Below are 18,763 nucleotides of genomic sequence, written 5' to 3' on the forward strand. Positions count from 1 at the left end.
ATGGTGACGCGTACTACATTGCCGAATGCTCGACGAATCGTGGTCGCAACTGGTTGCGCGCTGTTGTTGGCCATGGCAAGCACGTCGCCGTGCCGCGCCCTCGACGCGATCCGCACCACCAAAGGCAACACAATCAACGGTGTGATCGAAGGCATGTCGCCGCAGCAAGTGACGATCAAGCCCGCCTCCGGCGAGCCGCAGACGATTCCATTGCACGAGATCGATTCGATCAAATTCAACGCCGAACCGCCGCAGTTGAACGTGGCCCGCGCAGCGGCCCGCGGCGGCCGCTTCGACGAAGCCCTGCGCTCGCTCGACAAGGTGCTGGCCGACACCAACCTGGCGGCAAATCCGCATGTCGAGCAAGACGCGCGCTTCTGGCAAGCCTATGCTGCTTCGCGCCGCGCGCTGGCTGGGCAAGGAGATCTGTTGGCGGCCGGAAAACAAATGCGCGACTTCGCCCAGAAATACAAAGACAACTACCACCTTCTCGAAGCGCACGAAGTGCTGGGTGATTTGCTCACCGCCATCGATCGGCCCGATTTGGCCGCGCAGCACTATTCCATGGTCGAAAAGCTGGCGACGTCCAACGAGGCGCGCATGCGCGCCCGCATCGGCAGCGCGGGGTCGCTCTTGGCTCAAGGCAAGTGGTCCGAGGCGCTGGCGGCATACGACGCTGTCATCGCGCTGGCCGTCGACGCAACTCCAAGCGTCGCGCGGCAAAAGCGGATCGCTGAACTTGGCAAAGCGGTGTGCTTGGCTGGTCTCGATCGCGCGGACGAAGGAAGGCAACTCGCCGAACAGATCATTGACCAAACCAACCCCGACCAGACGGATGTCTTGGCCCGCGCGTACAACGCCTTGGGCGCATGTCTGCGCAAGGCGGACAAACCCAAAGACGCGCTGCTCGCATTTTTGCATGTCGACGTGCTCTTTGCCGCCGAAAGCGTGCCGCATGCCGAGGCCCTCAAGAACCTCTCTGAACTCTGGTCGGAAGCCGGTGATCCGGCGCGCGCCGCCGAGGCGCAAGAAACGCTCAAAAGCCGCTACGCCAACTCGCGCTGGGCTCGTTGACTTCGCTCAGCGGTTCGCTGTCCCATCGGCGCGCTCAACAAGCGCGCCACGACCCAGCCCGCCAGGCCCACCAGGCCCACTAGCGCCAGGCTGATTCCCGCTACCTGGTCCTCGGCGCCGTAGTGCAATCGCTCGAACATCCGCAGTGCGATGGTTTCCACGCCGGGCGGCAAGACCAGAATCGTCGCGGCGAGGTCGCCCAGCGCCAGCACCATCGCCGCGATCCAGGCCGCGAGCAGCGCCCGCCACGCCCGCGGCGCGATCAAGCGAGTCAGCACCGTCCAGCGGCCCAAGCCATCTAACGCGGCTTGTTCCCAAAGCGGTCGTGGCACGCGCGCCAGTGCGTGCCACAGGATCAGCGTCACGATGGGCGTCTCCCGCACCACAAGCGCCAGCGTGGGCGGAGCAATGCTTTGATCGTACAGCCAATGCACTGCCGCCCAGCTCGGCCAGTTGAATAGCCAGATGATCGCCAGTCCCGCGGCCGGCGCCGGCGTCGCCAGGCAAATGGCCACCACGGCCAGCACGGCCCACCGCGCGCGCGGACGCCGAGCGGCCCACCAAGCCAGTGCGGCGCCCAGCGCCATCGAGATCACGCTGGATGCGATCGCCAACACCATCGACCCACCAAACTCGCGCCGAAATTGCCAGGGACTGGAGACGATTAATTGGGCACATTTCCAGGCCGACCAGCCCCGTATCCGCTCGCCAGTACTTCCCGCTTCGATGGTCAATCCGGCCTTGATCAACAAGCTCCCAAGCGGCACGCCAATCAGCAGCAGCAAGATCGCCAGCATCACCGCGGTCAACCCGCCGCGTGCTCCCCCCACGGGCCACAAAAGCGGCGTGTTTCCGGTCGCCAGCAGCGCAGGCAGCAAGCGTCGCACTGCCCACAATGTCGCCACCACCAGCGCCGTTGTGACGAGCAGCACCGGCAGGCCGGTCAGCGCAATCTCTCCCCATCCTTCGCCCAGCGACAGTTGTGTATACAGCTCTTCGCTAAAAACCCGCACTTGAAACAAATTGGTCACGGTCATCTCGCCGGCCGTGGCGATCATCACCCACAACAGTGCGATCAATATGGCTGGCCATGCGCGCCGCAGCGTGACCTGCATCACCACCCGTGTTGCCGGCATATCGAGTAGAGCGTCTTCTTCCAATTCGCGCTCGACCGACAGAAACCCGGCGCCCGCGATCAATGTCACCCAGCCCACACCTGCCACCGCGTGAATCCAAATTGCGCCAAACCAACCGGCAATAAGTGGCTGGCTCCCCACCAGCGGTAACAGTGCGCCCTGCACTCCCCATCCCGCTTGCCAGGCGGCGGCATGTAAATACAGCGGCATAAACAATAGCAACGCCGCCAGCGCCAGGCCCACACGCCGCAGCGGCAGGTCAATCCGGGTCAAGAACAACGCGAGCGGCACGCCCATCGCGCCGGCGATTACCGCGCTGCTCGCCGAAAGCGCCAGCGTGTTGATCGCCAATCCGCGCAGCCGCGGATCGGTAATCCAGAGCGGCCAGACGGCCATGGGCGCAAACGTCAACGTCAACCAAATCAATCGCCGTGATAGATAAATTGTGGTTCGCCCAATTACGTTCTTTTGTTCGATCGCGCATCGCCGACTTGCGCCGTTCCCCCATTCTGCCATATAGTCGGCCTCGCGCGCCGCCGATTCTCACTTGGCCGCCACCGCCACGATTGTTATAGTCCGCCCGCTTTTTTCTCGCAGGCGCCAGGGAGATTCCGCGCGTGGTACGCGGTATCGCATTTCGATTCACTTCCATCTCGCTGTGCGGTGGCGCGCTTTGGCTGGTTGGCTGCGCCGGCGCCGGAGAGAAATCGAATTGGAGTCTGCCTTTTGCCAAGACCTCCGATCAGGCGCAAACCCCCACCCCCGCCGAACGGATTGAGGAGCTGCGCAATCTGGCGAAACAAGCCGCCGAGATGCCGGCCGCCGATCAACAGCAAAAGTCGGAAGAGCTGGTCCGTGTTCTCAACCACGAACCCGATCTACTCGTGCGGATTGAACTGCTTCGCACGCTAGGCAACTTCCCCACGCTCCCGGCCGGCGCTGCGCTCTATGCGGCGATGCAAGATTCCGACCGCGACATTCGCATGGCCTGCTGCGAGGCCTGGGGGCGCCGTGGCGGTCCCGACGCAGCCAAGGTGCTGGGAGATGTCATCCGCGGCGAGCAGGATTCCGATGTGCGCCTCGCGGCCTTGCGCGCCCTGGCGCAAGTTAAAGACCCCGCGACAGTCGCCGCTATTGCGCCAGCCTTGGAAGATCCCAGCCCCGCCATGCAATGGCGCGCCGTGCGCTCCTTGGAGAGCGTCACCGGCAAGAGCTTTGGCGACGATGTCAACGCCTGGCGCAGCTTTGTGCAGGGAGGCGCGCCCCGAGAGGAATCAATCGCCGGTCGAATCCGCCGCTTCCTTTATTGATCTGGCATGGTGCGGATTTCGTCGCTTGCGGGGAGCTTGAGGCCGTTTCCCAGAAAAAGTGCTGTCAAACCATGACGGCATGCCCGACTGCAAGGAGCAGTCGCCGCTCAATGGAAAAGCGACGCTGGACTGACCGATACCATTGCTACTTCGGATCAATTGGTCGGTCGGGCGCCGCGACTGCGGCAGTCGTAAAGTACGGCCAAACTTCGCAGCTTTGACAGTTTCTCCATGTCGCGCGTTCGTCCGCGCGGCCAACCGACAAAATCCATCATGCGCAAGCAGCATCGCGTGTTCCGATTGACTCTAATTTGGCTGGCGGCGTCGCTTTGCCCGCTGGCGGTCGTGGCCGAAGTGAGCGATGCGGACCGCATCACGGCCCAGTCCGACGCGGTGGGCGGCCTGATCGCGCCACACATCGTGCGTGTGGCCGCGCTGCCGCCGGCAAAAGAAAACTCGGTTGGCGAACAGCTTTTGGAAGCTGCGCCCGACATCGGCGATTCGCTCGCCCCGTTGGCGTTGGAAGCGGTGGCCGAATCCGAGTTCACTCCACTTTCTGCGCCCGCCGCTGTCGATCCAGAAGATAATCTCCCCTTAGCGCCCCTCAGTTCACAACAAGAAGCGCTCCGCGAACGCGTGCGAAATGTGCTTGGCCGCTACTATTTTCGGCGGCTGAACACGCGTGATCACACTCCCTGGGAGATGATGCACGCCATCATCGCCTATGGCGACGCCACCGAGGTGCTTCACGGCGGTTCCCGGACTCGCACTACGCCTGCCATCCCTTATGTTTGCCACAATGGCGCCTGCAAAGGCCTGACCCTCTTGTTCAACGACCGCGGCCGCGTCAACGCTCGCAAGGGTCCCTACGTGCAGGGTCATTACGCGCAATTGCTGGCGATTCTTGCGCAGTGCGAAGTGCCGCTCGCACAACCGCTCACCGTTGGCGATCGCCAATACACGCTCGGCGACCTGATGGAGACTGAGAAGTGGACCTGCGACAACGGTATGGAGTTGACCTTCAAGCTCATCAGCTTCGCGCATTATTGCGACACTGACATCACCTGGAAGAACTTTCGAGGCGACACGTGGTCGCTGCCGCGCATCATCCACGACGAGATTGCATCGCCAATCTTGAGCAACGCGGCTTGCGGCGGCACGCACCGGCTCACCGCACTGGCGTACGCGGTCCGCAATCGTCGCCGCGAAGGCAAGTCGATCGACGGCGAGTGGGCCCGCGCCGAGAAATACCTCAACGACTACCATCATTACACGCTCGCGCTGCAGAATAGCGATGGCAGCTTTAGCACCGAGTGGTTCCGTCGCCGCGAGGCCAAGAACGACCTTGATCGCCGCCTGCAAACCACCGGCCATATTCTGGAATGGCTTGTCTACTCGCTCCCTTCCGATCAACTCGACCATCCGCAAGTCGTTCGCGCGGTTCACTACCTCAGCTCCATCCTGGCCGCTGGCGAGCAGCGCCAATGGGAAATTGGCCCCTTGGGCCACGCCATCCATGCGCTGGTGATCTACGATCGCCGCCGCTATAAGCCGCTCGATCCACCTTCTCAGATCGCCGGCGCCGATGACTCCATCGCGCCGAGCGAACCCGCCCCCCTCGCGGCCGAGAAACCCAGATCGGTTCCGCAAGTGGCCGCCAAACGCCGCCAGGTCGAAGCGAACAAGGCCGAAACCCGACCCAACCGCCGTGCGATAGACCCCAAACGCAATCGCCTTCGCGCCGCCGAGCAACCCCCCAAGCAGCCATCCGCTGCCGAGGCGCGAGCACGGCAATGGCAACAGCGCCGCTCGCTCGGCGCCATGTTGGAACAACGTCGTCGGCAGGATTCGGCCAAGCGCCGCGCCTCGGCGCCCGCCGATCCGCTTGTTAACCCAGCAGAATCGACCGCGCCTGAGCTAGATTTCAGCGCGACGCCAGAGAATCATATCACTCCCCATTCGGCGCCCGTAGTTGAGCCGGCGCCAGAGTTCGATTCGGTCCCCGCTCGGCGTCAAGCGCCAGTAGTCGAGCCAATCGAAGACTCGCCACCGGCAGCCGATGAGGGCCCACACTTCGTCGCGCCACAAATCGACGAGTAGGCGGAGTCCTCGCGTGCGCGTCAGCCGCGCGAGCCCGATCGCAGTTCGTCCCCGATAGCGGCATCGAGCACGCCGATCATCTGCGCAAGCTGCTCTTCGGTGACCACCAGCGGCGGACCAAACGCGATCCAATGCGGATCGAAGCGGCACAATAGTCCATGTTCCAGTGCCCGCCGTCCCACGCGCACCCCGAATGCGCGCTCCGCTGCGAACGCACGCCGCGTCGCGCGGTCCTCGACAAACTCCAAACATTGCAACAGTCCGCGGCCCCGAATGTCTCCCACTACCCCATGCCGCGCGGCGATGCGTTCAAAGCCCTCGCGCAACTGAGCGCCGCGCTCGCGCGCGTTGGCGCACAGATCGCGTTCGACGATCTCGCGTAACACAGCGATCCCGGCGGCGCATGCCACTGGGTGTCCTTCGAAGGTGTGCCCTTCGACAAAGCCCGGATTCGTCGTCGCCGGGCCCCAGAACGCGTCGGCGATCGGCCGCCGCACGATCATCGCCGACAAGGGGATAAAGCCGCCGCTCAGTCCTTTGCCCGTGCAGATGACGTCCGGCACGACATCGAACGTCTCGGCGGCGAACATCTGACCGGTGCGGCCGATGCCGGTGATGATCTCGTCGAAGATCAAGAGAACTCCATGCCGATCACAAATGTCGCGCAACATCGGCAAATATTCTTCGGGCGGATCGATGACGCCGCCCGTGTGGCCAATCGGCTCCACCATCACCGCCGCCACGGTGGCCGCGTCTTCCTGTTCGATGACCTGTTCGATCAATTTGGCGCAGGTGATGCCGCAGCCGGGATGCTGCTTGTCAAATGGGCAGCGATAACAAGTTGGCGGAAAGACGTGAATGAATCCCGGCGCCAACGGCTCGTTGACGGTCTTGCGCGACTTGAGCCCCGAAGCCGACAACGAGCCCATTGTCGAACCGTGCCACGATTGGTATCGGCTGATGATTTTATACCGTCCAGGTGAACCAGTCAGCCGATGGTATTGGCGCGCCAACTTGATGGCGGCCTCCGTCACTTCCGATCCGCTGCACTCAAACTTCACAGTCGACAAGTCTCCCGGCGCCAGCTCGGCCAGCAGATTGGCCAGTTGCACCGCCACCGGATTGGTGCCGTGCATCGGCGGACTGAAGTGCAGTGTTTGCAACTGCGCGCCGATCGCCTCAATCACGCGCGGGTTGCCATGCCCCACCGAGACGACGTAGATGCCTGACAATGCGTCGAGGTACTGCTTGCCGCTCAGATCCCAATAGTAGACATCCTCGGCTCGTCCCATGATCAGCGGCGACTTGACCCATTCGGCCATCTGGTCGCGTACGAAGATCTGTCGCAAAAACTCGACCTCGGTCGTTTGCGCGTACGAGATCAATTGCGGCGGGCTGATGGTCGACGCCATGACGTTGCATCTCGGGGGCGTTGAAGGATAGCGACAACGTCGGTTATAGCACGAAGACTTGTGCGCCGACCTAAGAAATGCGTCGGCTTGAAGCTCGGCGACTCGCCAGCCGCGGCTTGTCTCGCCCCGTGTCGCTATCCTGCCCGGCGCCGTGAGCCGCTGGCGACCAACTCGCACACGGCCCCGGCCACTTCGCTAGCGGCGTGCGGACGCGACAGCTTCCGCATGGCGGCGGTCATCGCTTCGAGCGTCTTGCGGTTGGCCAGGACCCCCCCCAACACCTCAACTAGGCGATTGTCCAGCCGCCCCTTGAGATGCCGTGTGTCAATCACCCGCGCCGCGCCGGCTGCCTCCAGCGCCTCGGCATTGCGCGTCTGATGGTCGCGGCTCGCATACGGGTAGGGCACGAGCACCGCCGGCACGCCCGAGGCGGTCAGTTCACCGAGCGTTGTGCCGCCAGCGCGGCACACCACCAGAGACGCGCCCGCGAGCACATTTGGCAAATCGTCGATGAACGGGCGCACATCGGCCTTCAGCGCTAGCTTGCGATACAACTCGCGCGTGGTCTCGCAATCGCGCTGTCCCGTCTGATGCACGATCTCCAGCTTGCGCGCCGCGGGGCCCAGCTTGTAAAGTGCCTTCGGAACCTGATCGTTCAGGCTTTGTGCCCCCTGACTCCCGCCGAGAACAACTAGCCGCCGTTTGCCCGATGCCGTGGCGATCTCCGATAAATGAAACTCGCGGCGCACTGGGCTGCCGACAACCTGCACAGGGCATTCGACCTTCCATGGTCGCTGCGGTTCAAAGGCCGTGCAGATCAACGCGGCCGACGGCGCCAGCCATCGATTGGCTCTTCCCGGCACCGCGTTCTGTTCCAATAGGACAAGCGGACGCCCCTGCAGCGCGGCAGCTCGCGCCACCGGTAGGCTCGGATAGCCACCCAGGCCGATGACCGCGCTCACCGAATCGCGCTTGAGCAACCGCGCGGCTTCACGCACGCACGAGACGTGGCGAGCCACAAACCGCACCGCATCCCAGGCCTTTTGAGGAAATGGTCGCGCGGCGATGTTCACAAACCCGTAACCCGCTTTGCTGATTTCAGCCCGTTCGTACGCGCTGCCGCGCCCCACAAAGGTGATCCGCGCCTCGGGAAGGCGCTTGCGAATTTCAGCGGCCACGGCGATTCCGGGGTACAGGTGACCACCAGTGCCGCCTCCCGTCAGCACAAAGTGGATTGCGTCGGGGCGGAGCGAGTTCTCTCGCGCTGGAGTTCGATTTTTAGCCTTTGTGGTAACCATGATGGACAAGACTCCTGTGGCCAAGGCGGGTTCGCGCCTGACCGCATCGTATGACAATTTCGCGATTCGTATTCTGTATTCGTTGAAAGGTTTTGCGTCTTGCGACGATTCGGCGGGGCCTGGTACTTAGCGGGCAAGCTACGGTCGCCGCTGCTCGCGCTGGCGTCGAGAACTGGGTGGTTGGTTAACGGCAGGTGCGGAACGAGTGGGAGGGTAGCCATGGCTCTAAAAAACGGCGGTCGCCGAACGCCTCGTCCGACGACCGCCGTCGTGTTCCCTGAGCGCCGCAGGCGGTTGTACACCGCCTGGGCGCCCAGTCAAAACTCCATCACGAAGCACTCACCGGGACGGTTGACCCAGAAACCGCAATCCAGCGAGCTTAATGCTCCAACCCAGGAGGGTGGGTAGTGCCGAGTTCCCGCAAACGCGACACTGGTGATGGAGTTCAACAATAGCTGCTCTGTGTTCCCTTTCATGTCTCAGGCCGCCTTCGATGCCCGCGTCGGCGCGACTTGCGCATACAGCCAATCGCGCGCCGCTTGGCGATCGTCGTGCGGCAATGGTTCGTCCTCAACGAGTTGGTAGTCCTCGTTGCCTTTGCCCGCGATCAGCACGCAGTCGCCGGTGCGGGCATGCTCCAGCGCCCAGGCGATCGCCATGTCGCGGTCGAGTTCGACATGGGATCGGTCGCGCCGTCGGACTCCGGCTAACATGTCGCTCGCGATGTCGCGCGGCGACTCGTAGCCGGGGTTGTTCGTGGTAATTACCAATAGATCGCTGCCGCTGTCGGCAATGCGTCCTAGTTGAGATCGAGTGTGTCCGTCCGTGTCGCTGTCGGCGCCGCTGACTACGATCAGGCGTCCGTTCACCAGCGGCCGCAATGTGTTGATGGCCATCGCTAGCGCGGCCGGCCGGCGCGCGCGGTCGACAAACACCGAGAACGGCTGGCCGCACTCGATGCGCTCCATGCGGCCCGGCACTACGCTCACCGCCTCCAGACCACGCACCATCGCGGCCGGATCGATGTGATACACCTCTCCCAGCGCCGCGGCCACGAGGCAGTTGTGAATGTTCGCGCGGCCGATCAACGAAGTCCGAACGGGCGTTGAAAGTTCGTCACCCACCGACAGCAGGAAAGTCTGTTCGCTGAGGCACTGTTCCAACGGCACGGCCGATAACTCGGCCGCTGAATCGATGCCAATGGTGACCGCCGGACCGGAGTAGTCTGCGGCTAGCGCGGCGACGCCCGGATCGTCGAGGTTAAAAATGGCGATCCCCTCGGGACGCATCGCGTTAAACAATCGTCGCGTGTTGCTTACCGCCTCACCGGCCAAACTCGTCACCACCACGGCGTCAAGCGGAATGCCATTCAATCGATCGGTGGCGACCGCCAGGCGCGACGCCTCCAGCACCGCATGCTGGCAACCATTCGCCACCATTTGCCGCATGATACGGGCAAGTTCGGCGGGATCTGGCGTCGCCCACGATGTTGGTCCCACCGATTCGCCGTCGAAGTAACCCAAGGCGCCCACGACGCCGCTGGGGCGTCCCCCCGCTTCTAGCACGGCGGCGGCTAGAAATGAGCTGACCGTCTTGCCGTAAGAGCCGGCGATGCCAATTGTTTGTAGTTGCTCCGCGGGGTCGCCCGCCAAAGCCTGGCAAAGCCGGGCGTACGCGGCGCGCACGTTCGGCACGATGCAGGCCGTGAGCGGCAAATCGCTTAAGGGCTGTTCAGACAACACCCCTTTGGCGCCGCGGGCCATGGCATGCACCGCAGAATCACAGCCGTCGAATTCGCCGTCGTCCAGCGCTACGAACAGGTCGCCGGCGCGGCACACCCGCGAATCGCTGGTGCAACTCGTGACGCGAAGATCCGCCGACCCGATAAATCGGGCCTGTGGAAACAATTCGCGAAGACTGACCCCGATCGCCGGGGCAGACGACGAGTGCATCGGTCAGGCCTCCTTGCCTGCGCGACGAGAGTTAGTAGTTGAATGACTATCGGCAGCGCGGCCGACCTGCGGTGTCGATCCGTCGACTTCAGGCCAAGCCGCGTGGTTGGGGATGACGCAATCGGCAAGTGCCAACGCCTCACTTCCGAACCAAACCGGGCCGGGATTGTCTCGATTTCCGGCCAAGTGTCAAGGTAAGTTTAACCAGGGCGTCGCGGGCTGCAGCTGCCAATTTACAGCCACTAGCCTGTTGCTCTATGATGGTTTGGCGCAACAGTTTGCCGCCTGACGATCGCCAGGCGGGAGCGCACTATTCAAGGATTCAAGATGCGAACACGAGGCGAAGATTTCGCTGGCCTTTCCGTGGCGTTGACCACCCCCTTCTGCGGCGGCGATGTCGACTACAAGCTGCTTGCGGAACAGGTCGAATTTCAAGTCCGCGCCGGCACAACCTGCGTCTGCCCCGTCGGTACCACAGGCGAGTCTCCCACCCTCTCGCACGAAGAGCACGAGCGCGTCATTGCCACTGTGGTCGAGGCCGCCGCCGGCCGCATCAAGGTCATGCCGGGCACCGGCTCCAACAGCACCGCCGAAGCCCTGCGACTCACCAAATGGGCCGCCAAGAGCGGCGCTGATGCTGCCCTGGTCGTCGCCCCCTATTACAACAAGCCCACGCAAGAAGGTTTCTATCTCCACTTCAAGGCGCTGGCCGAAGCGGTCGACATCCCCATTTGCGTCTACAACATTCCGGGGCGCACCGGCAAGAATATCGAGCCCGAAACCATTGCCCGTATGGCGGAACATCGCAACATCACGATGGTTAAAGAAGCCACCGGGTCCATGGATCAAGCATCGCAAATCGTGGCCCTCACCGACCTCACCGTGCTCAGCGGCGACGACAGTCTCACCCTGCCGCTCTTGTCCATCGGCGGGCGAGGCGTCATCAGCGTGGTCGGCAATATCGTTCCGCAAGACATGATCGAACTGTGCGCGGCATTCGAGTCGGGAGACTTGCAGGCCGCGCAGCGCTGGCATCACAAGCTTTTCCCACTCTGCCGCGACATGCTCGGCTTGGCCACCAACCCCATTCCGGTCAAAGCCGCGATGAAGCTGCTGGGCCGCGACACTGGCGAGTTGCGCATGCCGCTCACTCCACTGACCGGCGACCTGGAGGCCAAGCTGCGCGGCACGCTCAGCGAGTATGGTCTGCTGTCCGCGGCGCCACGGCAAAGGCCCTTGCAGACTGCCCGCTGATCGCGCTTATTGCGCCCCAGTCGGATTCTGCCAAGGCAGCTTGTCGTCGATTGCTTTAGCTTCGTAGTCGGTGAGCAGCCACTCGTCTCCCTCGCTGCGCAGCTTCACCGTAAATCGCTGCATGAAGTGATCGTATGGAAACTGTCCCTTCGTGTCATTGGCGCTAATGATGCCCCGAAAGCGCGCCTCCGCGCTCGGCGGACTGGTGAAGCGATTGATCGTGACCGTGAGATCGCGAATCTTAGCCTCGGTGAATTTGACGCGCGGCATGTTTGTTTCCGCCACGGCCCGCAGTTGACTCGCCTCCGGCGCGATGCGCGCGAGCACCGCCGTCAGATCGTTGGCCACCAACCCCGCAGCCACGTCGTCGAGTGCCGCTTCGACCTGCTCGCGATCGGTGACGACATATCGTTCCATCGCCAGGCCAGCCAGCGCCAGTACGGCCACGCCCGCCATCAGCGTGAGCACAATCCCCCGGCCAGTCCGTACAAACGCGACTGCCAAGACGGCCTCAGTCACCACGGCCAACACCAACATCCACGTGGGATTTTCCACCAGCCAGTTCATGGCTTGCTTCTCGCCGTTTCCGTGGGCATTACGTGTTGCCGCCAGGCGAACGCCAGTCCCACATAGCCAACCACCGCCATGACGCCAAATAGCGCGAACAGCGGCGTGAGCGTCGCTTTCGGTTGCGCCGTTTGCTCGGAAAGCGGCGCTTCGACCTCGTCAGCGTGCTTCGGCTGACCGGCGGCCCGCGCCGCGCGCTCGGCCTGCGATTGCATTTGATGCGCATAGCGCATCTCCAGCCGCATCTGTCGCTTGGCGTATTTCTGCCCCACGATAGCCAATGCCACCACCGCCACCGTGCCGAAGAGCGCCAGCCAAAACCACGGCGTGTCGGCTACGCGAAACTCCGCCCGCTCAGGCGGTTCGGCGTTGGCGGAGCGATTTCTCAAGATGTCATCCTCGCAGTGCATGCGAAATGAGGCCGCAATTCGCATCATATCGCAGACGCGCGCGCCGCTGCTAAGCGCGACGCGGAAAAAAGGCCCGATTCCCGCTGTGCCGTCCGCTACCAGTACCGCCAACTACCAGTTGCCACGACGTACAAACCCAACAGCAGGTTGGTGGTTCCATGGGCAACAACGCAATCGGTGAGGTTCTGCGTGCGAAACATGAGCCAGGTCACCAGCGAAAACCAGGCGATGGCCGCCAACAATTCCGCCGGATGGGCCGATGCAAATGCCGCCGTCGCCACGGCCACGCCGGTCCAACTCACCGCCACCAGCGGCAATGTCCACCATCTCTGATCGGTGATGAAACGCATCAAAAATCCGCGCCAAAACAGCTCTTCGACGATCGGCACGATCACCACCAAACCCAAAAAGCGCACCGCCAAGAACGTGTACGCCAAGAGCGGCCGATCTCCCAGTTCAGCCAGCGGGTTGTAGGCCGCGCGAGCGCCAAGCCCCAGATACGATGCGAGCCCCAGTGGCGCGAGTAGTCTTTCCTCCAAATGCAATTCACAAATTCCAATCCACACGGCCACCCCCACGATCCCCACGCCGATTGCCCTGGGACTGACCCGCCAGGAGAGCCGCGCCAGATCGCGCGCCACCGCAATCAAAAACGCCGCCGTCACTGCGATCTTGATGGTGTAGACCAGCGGATAGTACTGATATGGAATCGCCAGTATCCCACCCGGCGCCGCAGCCTGTGCGTCGGGCTTGGCCGGGTCGGGCGGCCCCGGCTCTAGCGTATTCAGTAGCATGTAGATCGCAAACGGCGCGACATAAACCAGCCACGGTCGCCAACCGGGGGAGTCGTTTTCCGCTGCGACATGGGGTGAAGATTGCGTCATACGGCGGCCTCAATGCTAACGCGATGGGAGCGGCAGCAGATTAGAACGCCGCGCGCCGTAAGTCAAACAGCGCGTCTGTCCCGCCGCCATAGTGGCGGCCGAACCTGCATGACGAATTCGGCCCCGCTCACTTTTTGTCCCATTTACCAAATAGCGTCACAACGGCGATTGCCAGCGCCAGCGCCATCCACTCGCTCCGCTCGGAACTCGAAACGGAACGCGCGGCCGTTACAGTCGATATGGGCTTCTCTTGGGGCTGGCTGGCGGCGGCATTCGTCCCGCGTCTCGCCGCATCTTGCCGGTCGAGCTTGCGGCGCGCGCTGGCCTGCTCTCGCATCTGTTCGGTCACACGCACCGCGCCGCGGCGCGTGACGATCGTCGTCCCTTGCTCGCGCGCGTAGACTTGGGTGAACTCCGCCCCAAAAAAGAACACCTGCGCCGAGTAATAGGCGAACAACAGCAAAATCGCCAACGATCCCGCGGTGCCGTACGCCGAGCCAATGCCCACATAGCTCACGTACAGGGCGAACAACTCCTTGCCGAGGATGAATAGCGCGGCGGTAATGGCTGCCCCCACCAGCGCGCTGCGCCACGGCAACACAACGTCGGGCAGCAACTTGTAGATCACCGCAAACAGCAGCGTGACCATCACCAACGACACCAGCCAGTTGACGACCTGCGCCGCCGGAAGCGGGATCGGCAACTGATGGTGGGCAAAACGAGCCATTGACCACAACACGGCGGTTAGCACCGACGACGCCAACAGCAGCACCCCTACGGCGAACACGATTACCAGCGACATCAAGCGGTCGCGAAGCGTCGACCACCAGGGGGCGTCCATCGGCTCCATCACTCCCCAAATCGTGTTCAGCGCGTCCTTGAGCGCCACCACCGCGCCGGTGGCGCCGAACAACAGGCCGGCAATGCCCATCAAAGTGGCCAGCGTGCCCGCGTGCGATCGATCGGCCGCCTTCATCAGTCCTTCAACGCTTTCCGCCGCCGCGGCGCCGACATAGTTGGCCACCTGGGCGCGAAACTCTTGCCGCGTCGATTCATCCTGGGCGCGATCGCCATACACCGCCCCGGCAATCACGATCGCGATCAAAAGCAGCGGCCCCACCGAGAAAAAGCTGTAGTACGCCAGCGCCGCACCCAACCGCGACACCTTGTCGTCCCGCCACTCCACATAGGTTTCGCGCAGCATGCCCCAATAGCGCGCCCCGCGGCCCGGGGGCGGCACGGCGCTTTCATCGTGGCCGATCGGCGACATGACGTAGGCCCTTTTGACAGGCGAATTGATCTCGAATGCGGTGATTCACTGAAAGTATGTTGCCAGTCGCGGTCTCCTTTCCGCTCGGCGGTCGTCTCTTATAATCTAGGTTTCGCCGCAGACCTCGGGAAATCTCCAGCCGTGCGCATTATCCAATACCCGCATCCCACCTTGCGACATCCCTCCAAGCCGCTGCGCCGTGTCGACCCCGAACTGCGCGAGATCGTCCGCGAAATGTTTGGCCTGATGTACCAGGCCGAGGGCATTGGCCTGGCCGCCAATCAGGTCGATCTGCCCTATCGGCTGTTTGTCATGAACGTGTCGGCCGACGCCACCAAGCCCGAAAACGAGTTGGTCTTCATCAATCCCGTCATCACCAATAGCAAAGGCAGCGCCGAGGCCGAAGAAGGCTGCCTCAGCCTCCCGGGCATCTATGGCCAGGTCAAACGACCAGAGAAGGTGACCGTCAACGCCTACGGTCTCGATGGCCGCGAAATGCGCTTGGAACTCGACGGACTGGCGGCCCGCGCGGCGCAGCACGAGATCGACCATCTCGATGGGGTGCTGTTCATCGATCGCATTTCTCCCACCAGCATGATGGCCATCAAAGAGGCGGTCGCGGAGATGGAACTGCAATTCGCCAGCCAGCGCGAGCGCCGCGAGATCCCCGGCGACGCCGACATCGCCGCGCGGTTGACCGAACTGGAAAACGCCCGCACCTAACGCCGGAGGCAAGTCATGCGGCTGGTCATGATGGGTACCGGCGCCTTTGCCGTTCCCACCCTTCAAGCGCTCTACGATTCACCGCACGAAGTGCTGGCTCTGGTCACCCAACCTCCCCGCGCCAGTCGCGGGCGCCCGGCGCCGGTCAATCCCATGCGCGCCTTGGCGGAACAAAATCTCACTCCGATCTACGAATTCGAGCAGGTCAACTCCGACGAGGCCCGCGCCACACTGGCTTGGCTACGGCCAGAGCTATTGATCGTGGCCGACTATGGGCAGATCCTTTCGCGCGAGACACTGGCCATCGCCCCGCATGGTGGCGTGAACCTGCACGGTTCGCTCCTCCCCAAGTACCGCGGCGCCGCTCCGATCAACTGGGCGGTCTACCAGGGCGACCGCCAGACCGGCGTGACCACCATTCACATGACGCCGCAGGTCGACGCTGGTCCCTGCCTCGCACAGGCCACCACCCCAATCGACCCGGACGAAAACGCAGTCGAGCTTGAAAACCGGCTGGCCGCGCTGGGGGCGCCCTTGGTGCTGCAAACCATCGACATGATCGCCGCCGGTTCTCCCCGGCCGCTGCCGCAAGATCCCGCGCTGGCCACCAAAGCGCCGCGACTTAAAAAGACAGACGGCGCCATCGACTGGTCGCGCTCCGCCCGCGATATCAAAAACCAAATCCGCGCGCTCGAACCGTGGCCCAAGACCCACACGTTTTGGCTGCGAAAGAACGCCGAACCATTGCGACTGATCTTGGAGCAAGTCCGCGTCGTTGAGGGAGACGGCGGCGCGGCGCTCCCCGGAACGGTCATCGCAGCCGACGAGGGCGATCTTTACATCGCCACCGGGCAAGGCATCTTGGCCATCGATCGCGTTCAACCGGCCGGCAAACGCCCGCTCGCCACCGCCGAATTCTTGCGCGGCTATCCCGTCCAACCGGGCGACCGCCTGGGGCGGGAGGTCCCTACCGCTTGAGCACCAGCACTGGGCAGTGAGCCAACCGAACCACGCGCTCCGCCACTGAGCCCACCAACAGCCGCGAGAGGCCCGTGCGGCCGTGCGACGGCATCACAATCAAGTCGGCGGCGATCCGCTCGGCATAGCCGGCGATCTCGTGTCCCGGATCGCCAAACGCCACCTCAAAGCGCAGGCCTTGATATCGTGTGTCGGCGAACCGCTCGGTCAGCGCCAACTCGACATGATGCTTGCGCGCGGCATCGTCCACGGTGTTCCAGATCACGCCCGGCTCGGCTGGCTCCAGCACCGCCAGCACGTTGACGATGTACACATGCGATGGATCGGCGACCAACGACAGCGCCGCGTCGACCGCCGCCGACGAGGCCTCGGAGAAATCGACTGGCACAACCACCTTGTCTTTCGGGAGCCAACTCATCGTTCACCTGGCTTCAGGGACATCGAGCCAAATCGCCGCCGCGAAGCATTGAGTTTACTTTCGCTCGTCGCTTTTGTCGCTGTCTGGTCGCCCTGTTTGGCCCGCCGCCAGTTTCCACACGCGCACCGACTGAAACGTCCCCTGCCCACCGTCGGCGAACAATTGCAAGCGATCGTCACTGGCCGTGCTCCGAACGACCTTGGTCACGCACACATCGTCGCCGGCAAACACCTCCACCAGCGAGCGGTCGACAAAAATCCGTAGCCGCAGCGGTTCGCCTGGATCGAGTTTCGGCAGTGGCGCGCGCTGTCCGGCCACTTCAACGCCGTCGGCGTCCACCAGCACCACCGCGCCTCGCTCTCCATCGGGCGAAGCGAGCAGTTTGACGCCAACCCGCTCCGCCGCGCCGCGATCGATCGTCAACTCCAATTCCAATTGATTGCCGACGATGTCGAGCCAATGTGTCCCTTGCACGGCCAACGACCCCACTTCTAGCGGCGCGCCTTGTCGCAGCGCCTCCAATTCTCGCGCGGGCGTTTGCAGCAGTCGCCCATCGTCGGCCACCCGCGCTTCGCGTGGCAAGGCGATACAGCCATTCCATCCTTTTCCCTCGGGAAATCCGCGCGCCCAGCCCCACACCAGCCACTGGCCGTGCGCCCCGCGACACGCGCTGGTGGCGTAGTAGTCGCCGCCGAAATCGACATGCCCCTGCTGCGCGGGCGTAAACCGCGCCGTCGCTAGGTCGAGTTGTCCGGTGAAGTACCGCACTGGTCCATGCGGCGAATACAAAAGCACCGCCCGCTCTCCATCGAGGAACAGATTGGGGCACTCCCAATTCGGCTCTTCGCCTTCGTAGGCGATGCCAAGATACTTCCACCGCTCCAGACGGTCGTCGACCGCTTCATACAGACATGCGCATCCCTGCCCTCCGCGCCGGTGGCCACCCACCACCATCCACTTCTTGTCTCCCGCGTCGAACACAAACGGATCGCGCCAGTCGTCGATCGTCGTCGCGCCGTGCGCTGCTGCGGTCAAGATGGGATTGCTCGCCAGCCGCCGCCACAACCGCAACTCATCGTCGATCGCCACCGCTCCCCATTGTTCGGGCTGTCGCTTGCCGATGCTGGTGTAGAACAACATCACCTCGCCGCGACCATTCACCGCCGCTGAACCAGAAAAGACGTGGTCCTCCCCTTGTGTTTTGGCCGGCGCTAGCGCGATCGGCAGATGCTCCCAGTGCGCCAGGTCGCGGCTACGGGCGTGCCCCCAGTGCATGTGCTCCCAGCGGTCGCCAAACGGATTGTGCTGATAGAAAACGTGATACCAGCCGTCGTGAAAGATCGGTCCGTTGGGGTCGTTACACCACAAGGCTGGCGGCGCCAAGTGGTAACCCGGACGCAGCGGATCGGCCTGCGCCAGCGGCATCGCCCCCGCCACGCTGGCCATCGCTCGGGCAATGTCGGCGTCGGCATGCCGCGCTGCTCGCGGCGCATCGCTCTGCGTGATCGCATCCACTAGCACATGTCCCCAGCCACCGGCTTGCTCGTCTAGGATGACAATCCGCGCCGCATGGCCGGCAAAGTCTCCTACATCCCACGTCCGCCAAGACAGGTGCTCGTTGTCGGCGCCAGTCGACGCCGTACCCGTCTCGCTGGCGACAAGTTTACCATCGATCTGCAGATTCACGCACGTCTCACGCGGATGCTCGCCTCCCCCGACCAACAAGTTGATGTAGCGCCGTTCAATGACAAACTCAGGCGAAGTGAGCCGCCCGCGCGACGCATCGCCGCCATGAAACGTGCTGACGAGCCCCTTACCTTGAAAGCCGCTGACCCGCTGTTGATTGGGCAATGTCCCCCGCGCTGGACCCGAACCGAAAGCGTCGCCTTCGACTTGCCACGCGCCATAATTGTCCCCTTCAAAATCGGCGATCACCACATCGGCCCGCCGCGCCGCAGGTTCGGCGGCTACCAGCGC

At 63.3% G+C, this 18,763-nt stretch carries 16 protein-coding genes; 6 read left to right on the top strand and 10 right to left on the bottom strand.

From position 1 onward, the window contains the following. A complete protein-coding gene (locus K1X71_05465) occupies window positions 1-1,074 on the top strand; it encodes a hypothetical protein (protein ID MBX7072575.1) in 1,074 nt (357 codons plus the stop codon). Here K1X71_05465 and K1X71_05470 read toward each other — a convergent pair. Then, complete coding sequence (locus K1X71_05470; protein MBX7072576.1) at window positions 1,047-2,606, bottom strand: ABC transporter permease subunit; 1,560 nt, start codon at window positions 2,604-2,606, stop codon at window positions 1,047-1,049. The genes K1X71_05465 and K1X71_05470 overlap by 28 nt on opposite strands. A 221-nt stretch (window positions 2,607-2,827) precedes the next feature. On the opposite strand from K1X71_05470, the gene K1X71_05475 reads away from it, so the two are divergent. Together K1X71_05475 and K1X71_05480 are read left to right on the top strand one after the other, a co-directional pair. After that, entirely contained in the window at window positions 2,828-3,520 is a 693-nt protein-coding gene (locus K1X71_05475; protein ID MBX7072577.1) for a HEAT repeat domain-containing protein, read from the top strand. A 273-nt stretch (window positions 3,521-3,793) separates the two neighbouring features. Beyond that, a complete protein-coding gene (locus tag K1X71_05480; GenBank protein ID MBX7072578.1) occupies window positions 3,794-5,620 on the top strand; it encodes a hypothetical protein in 1,827 nt (608 codons plus the stop codon). A 20-nt stretch (window positions 5,621-5,640) separates the two neighbouring features. Here the strand turns inward: K1X71_05480 and K1X71_05485 are convergent, their stop codons facing one another. The 3 genes from K1X71_05485 to murE form a co-directional block, all read right to left on the bottom strand. After that, the gene (locus K1X71_05485) at window positions 5,641-7,032 is read right to left on the bottom strand and encodes an aspartate aminotransferase family protein (GenBank protein MBX7072579.1); all 1,392 of its coding nucleotides are present in this window, start codon (window positions 7,030-7,032) and stop codon (window positions 5,641-5,643) included. A 134-nt stretch (window positions 7,033-7,166) separates the two neighbouring features. Next, a complete protein-coding gene (murG, locus tag K1X71_05490; protein MBX7072580.1) occupies window positions 7,167-8,330 on the bottom strand; it encodes an undecaprenyldiphospho-muramoylpentapeptide beta-N-acetylglucosaminyltransferase in 1,164 nt (387 codons plus the stop codon). A 479-nt stretch (window positions 8,331-8,809) separates the two neighbouring features. After that, entirely contained in the window at window positions 8,810-10,282 is a 1,473-nt protein-coding gene (gene murE, locus K1X71_05495; GenBank protein ID MBX7072581.1) for a UDP-N-acetylmuramyl-tripeptide synthetase, read from the bottom strand. 327 nt (window positions 10,283-10,609) lie between these two features. Between murE and dapA the strand changes: the two genes are divergently transcribed. Then, window positions 10,610-11,536, top strand: coding sequence for a 4-hydroxy-tetrahydrodipicolinate synthase (gene dapA, locus K1X71_05500; protein ID MBX7072582.1), 927 nt, complete (start codon window positions 10,610-10,612; stop codon window positions 11,534-11,536). Window positions 11,537-11,542: 6 nt separating this feature from the next. Here the strand turns inward: dapA and K1X71_05505 are convergent, their stop codons facing one another. The 4 genes from K1X71_05505 to K1X71_05520 all read right to left on the bottom strand — a co-directional run bounded on the left by K1X71_05505 (window position 11,543) and on the right by K1X71_05520 (window position 14,667). Continuing rightward, window positions 11,543-12,103 carry a hypothetical protein gene (locus K1X71_05505; GenBank protein ID MBX7072583.1) on the bottom strand — a complete coding sequence of 187 codons (561 nt, stop codon included), beginning with the start codon at window positions 12,101-12,103 and terminating at the stop codon, window positions 11,543-11,545. Further along, window positions 12,100-12,492: a hypothetical protein gene (locus K1X71_05510; GenBank protein ID MBX7072584.1), complete on the bottom strand. Its 393-nt coding sequence runs from the start codon at window positions 12,490-12,492 to the stop codon at window positions 12,100-12,102. The genes K1X71_05505 and K1X71_05510 overlap by 4 nt, the downstream gene beginning before the upstream one ends. Before the next feature lie 116 nt (window positions 12,493-12,608). Then, entirely contained in the window at window positions 12,609-13,397 is a 789-nt protein-coding gene (locus K1X71_05515; protein MBX7072585.1) for a CAAX prenyl protease-related protein, read from the bottom strand. A gap of 127 nt (window positions 13,398-13,524) precedes the next feature. Next, window positions 13,525-14,667, bottom strand: coding sequence for a YihY/virulence factor BrkB family protein (locus K1X71_05520; GenBank protein MBX7072586.1), 1,143 nt, complete (start codon window positions 14,665-14,667; stop codon window positions 13,525-13,527). Between the two features lie 141 nt (window positions 14,668-14,808). Here K1X71_05520 and def point away from each other — a divergent pair, with 141 nt between their 5' ends. Both def and fmt read left to right on the top strand, forming a co-directional pair. Next, entirely contained in the window at window positions 14,809-15,390 is a 582-nt protein-coding gene (def, locus tag K1X71_05525; GenBank protein MBX7072587.1) for a peptide deformylase, read from the top strand. Window positions 15,391-15,405: 15 nt separating this feature from the next. Then, on the top strand, window positions 15,406-16,368 hold the full coding sequence (fmt, locus tag K1X71_05530) for a methionyl-tRNA formyltransferase (protein ID MBX7072588.1): 963 nt from the start codon (window positions 15,406-15,408) through the stop codon (window positions 16,366-16,368). Here fmt and K1X71_05535 read toward each other — a convergent pair. Next, window positions 16,358-16,786 carry a universal stress protein gene (locus K1X71_05535; GenBank protein ID MBX7072589.1) on the bottom strand — a complete coding sequence of 143 codons (429 nt, stop codon included), beginning with the start codon at window positions 16,784-16,786 and terminating at the stop codon, window positions 16,358-16,360. The genes fmt and K1X71_05535 overlap by 11 nt on opposite strands. 54 nt (window positions 16,787-16,840) lie before the next feature. Continuing rightward, window positions 16,841-18,763 (bottom strand): glycoside hydrolase family 32 protein (locus K1X71_05540; protein MBX7072590.1); only part of this gene is annotated, 1,923 nt, incomplete at its 5' end.

Source organism: Pirellulales bacterium (genome assembly GCA_019694455.1).
GTDB lineage: Bacteria > Planctomycetota > Planctomycetia > Pirellulales > JAEUIK01 > JAIBBY01.

Coding starts and splice junctions, on each gene's coding strand:
- murE (MBX7072581.1), bottom strand. CDS start 10,282: ATGCACTCGTCGTCTGCCCCGGCGATCGGGGTCAGTCTTCGCGAATTG.
- K1X71_05535 (MBX7072589.1), bottom strand. CDS start 16,786: ATGAGTTGGCTCCCGAAAGACAAGGTGGTTGTGCCAGTCGATTTCTCC.
- dapA (MBX7072582.1), top strand. CDS start 10,610: ATGCGAACACGAGGCGAAGATTTCGCTGGCCTTTCCGTGGCGTTGACC.
- K1X71_05505 (MBX7072583.1), bottom strand. CDS start 12,103: ATGAACTGGCTGGTGGAAAATCCCACGTGGATGTTGGTGTTGGCCGTG.
- K1X71_05520 (MBX7072586.1), bottom strand. CDS start 14,667: ATGTCGCCGATCGGCCACGATGAAAGCGCCGTGCCGCCCCCGGGCCGC.
- K1X71_05485 (MBX7072579.1), bottom strand. CDS start 7,032: ATGGCGTCGACCATCAGCCCGCCGCAATTGATCTCGTACGCGCAAACG.
- fmt (MBX7072588.1), top strand. CDS start 15,406: ATGCGGCTGGTCATGATGGGTACCGGCGCCTTTGCCGTTCCCACCCTT.
- K1X71_05465 (MBX7072575.1), top strand. CDS start 1: ATGGTGACGCGTACTACATTGCCGAATGCTCGACGAATCGTGGTCGCA.
- K1X71_05470 (MBX7072576.1), bottom strand. CDS start 2,606: ATGGCCGTCTGGCCGCTCTGGATTACCGATCCGCGGCTGCGCGGATTG.
- K1X71_05480 (MBX7072578.1), top strand. CDS start 3,794: ATGCGCAAGCAGCATCGCGTGTTCCGATTGACTCTAATTTGGCTGGCG.
- K1X71_05515 (MBX7072585.1), bottom strand. CDS start 13,397: ATGACGCAATCTTCACCCCATGTCGCAGCGGAAAACGACTCCCCCGGT.
- murG (MBX7072580.1), bottom strand. CDS start 8,330: ATGGTTACCACAAAGGCTAAAAATCGAACTCCAGCGCGAGAGAACTCG.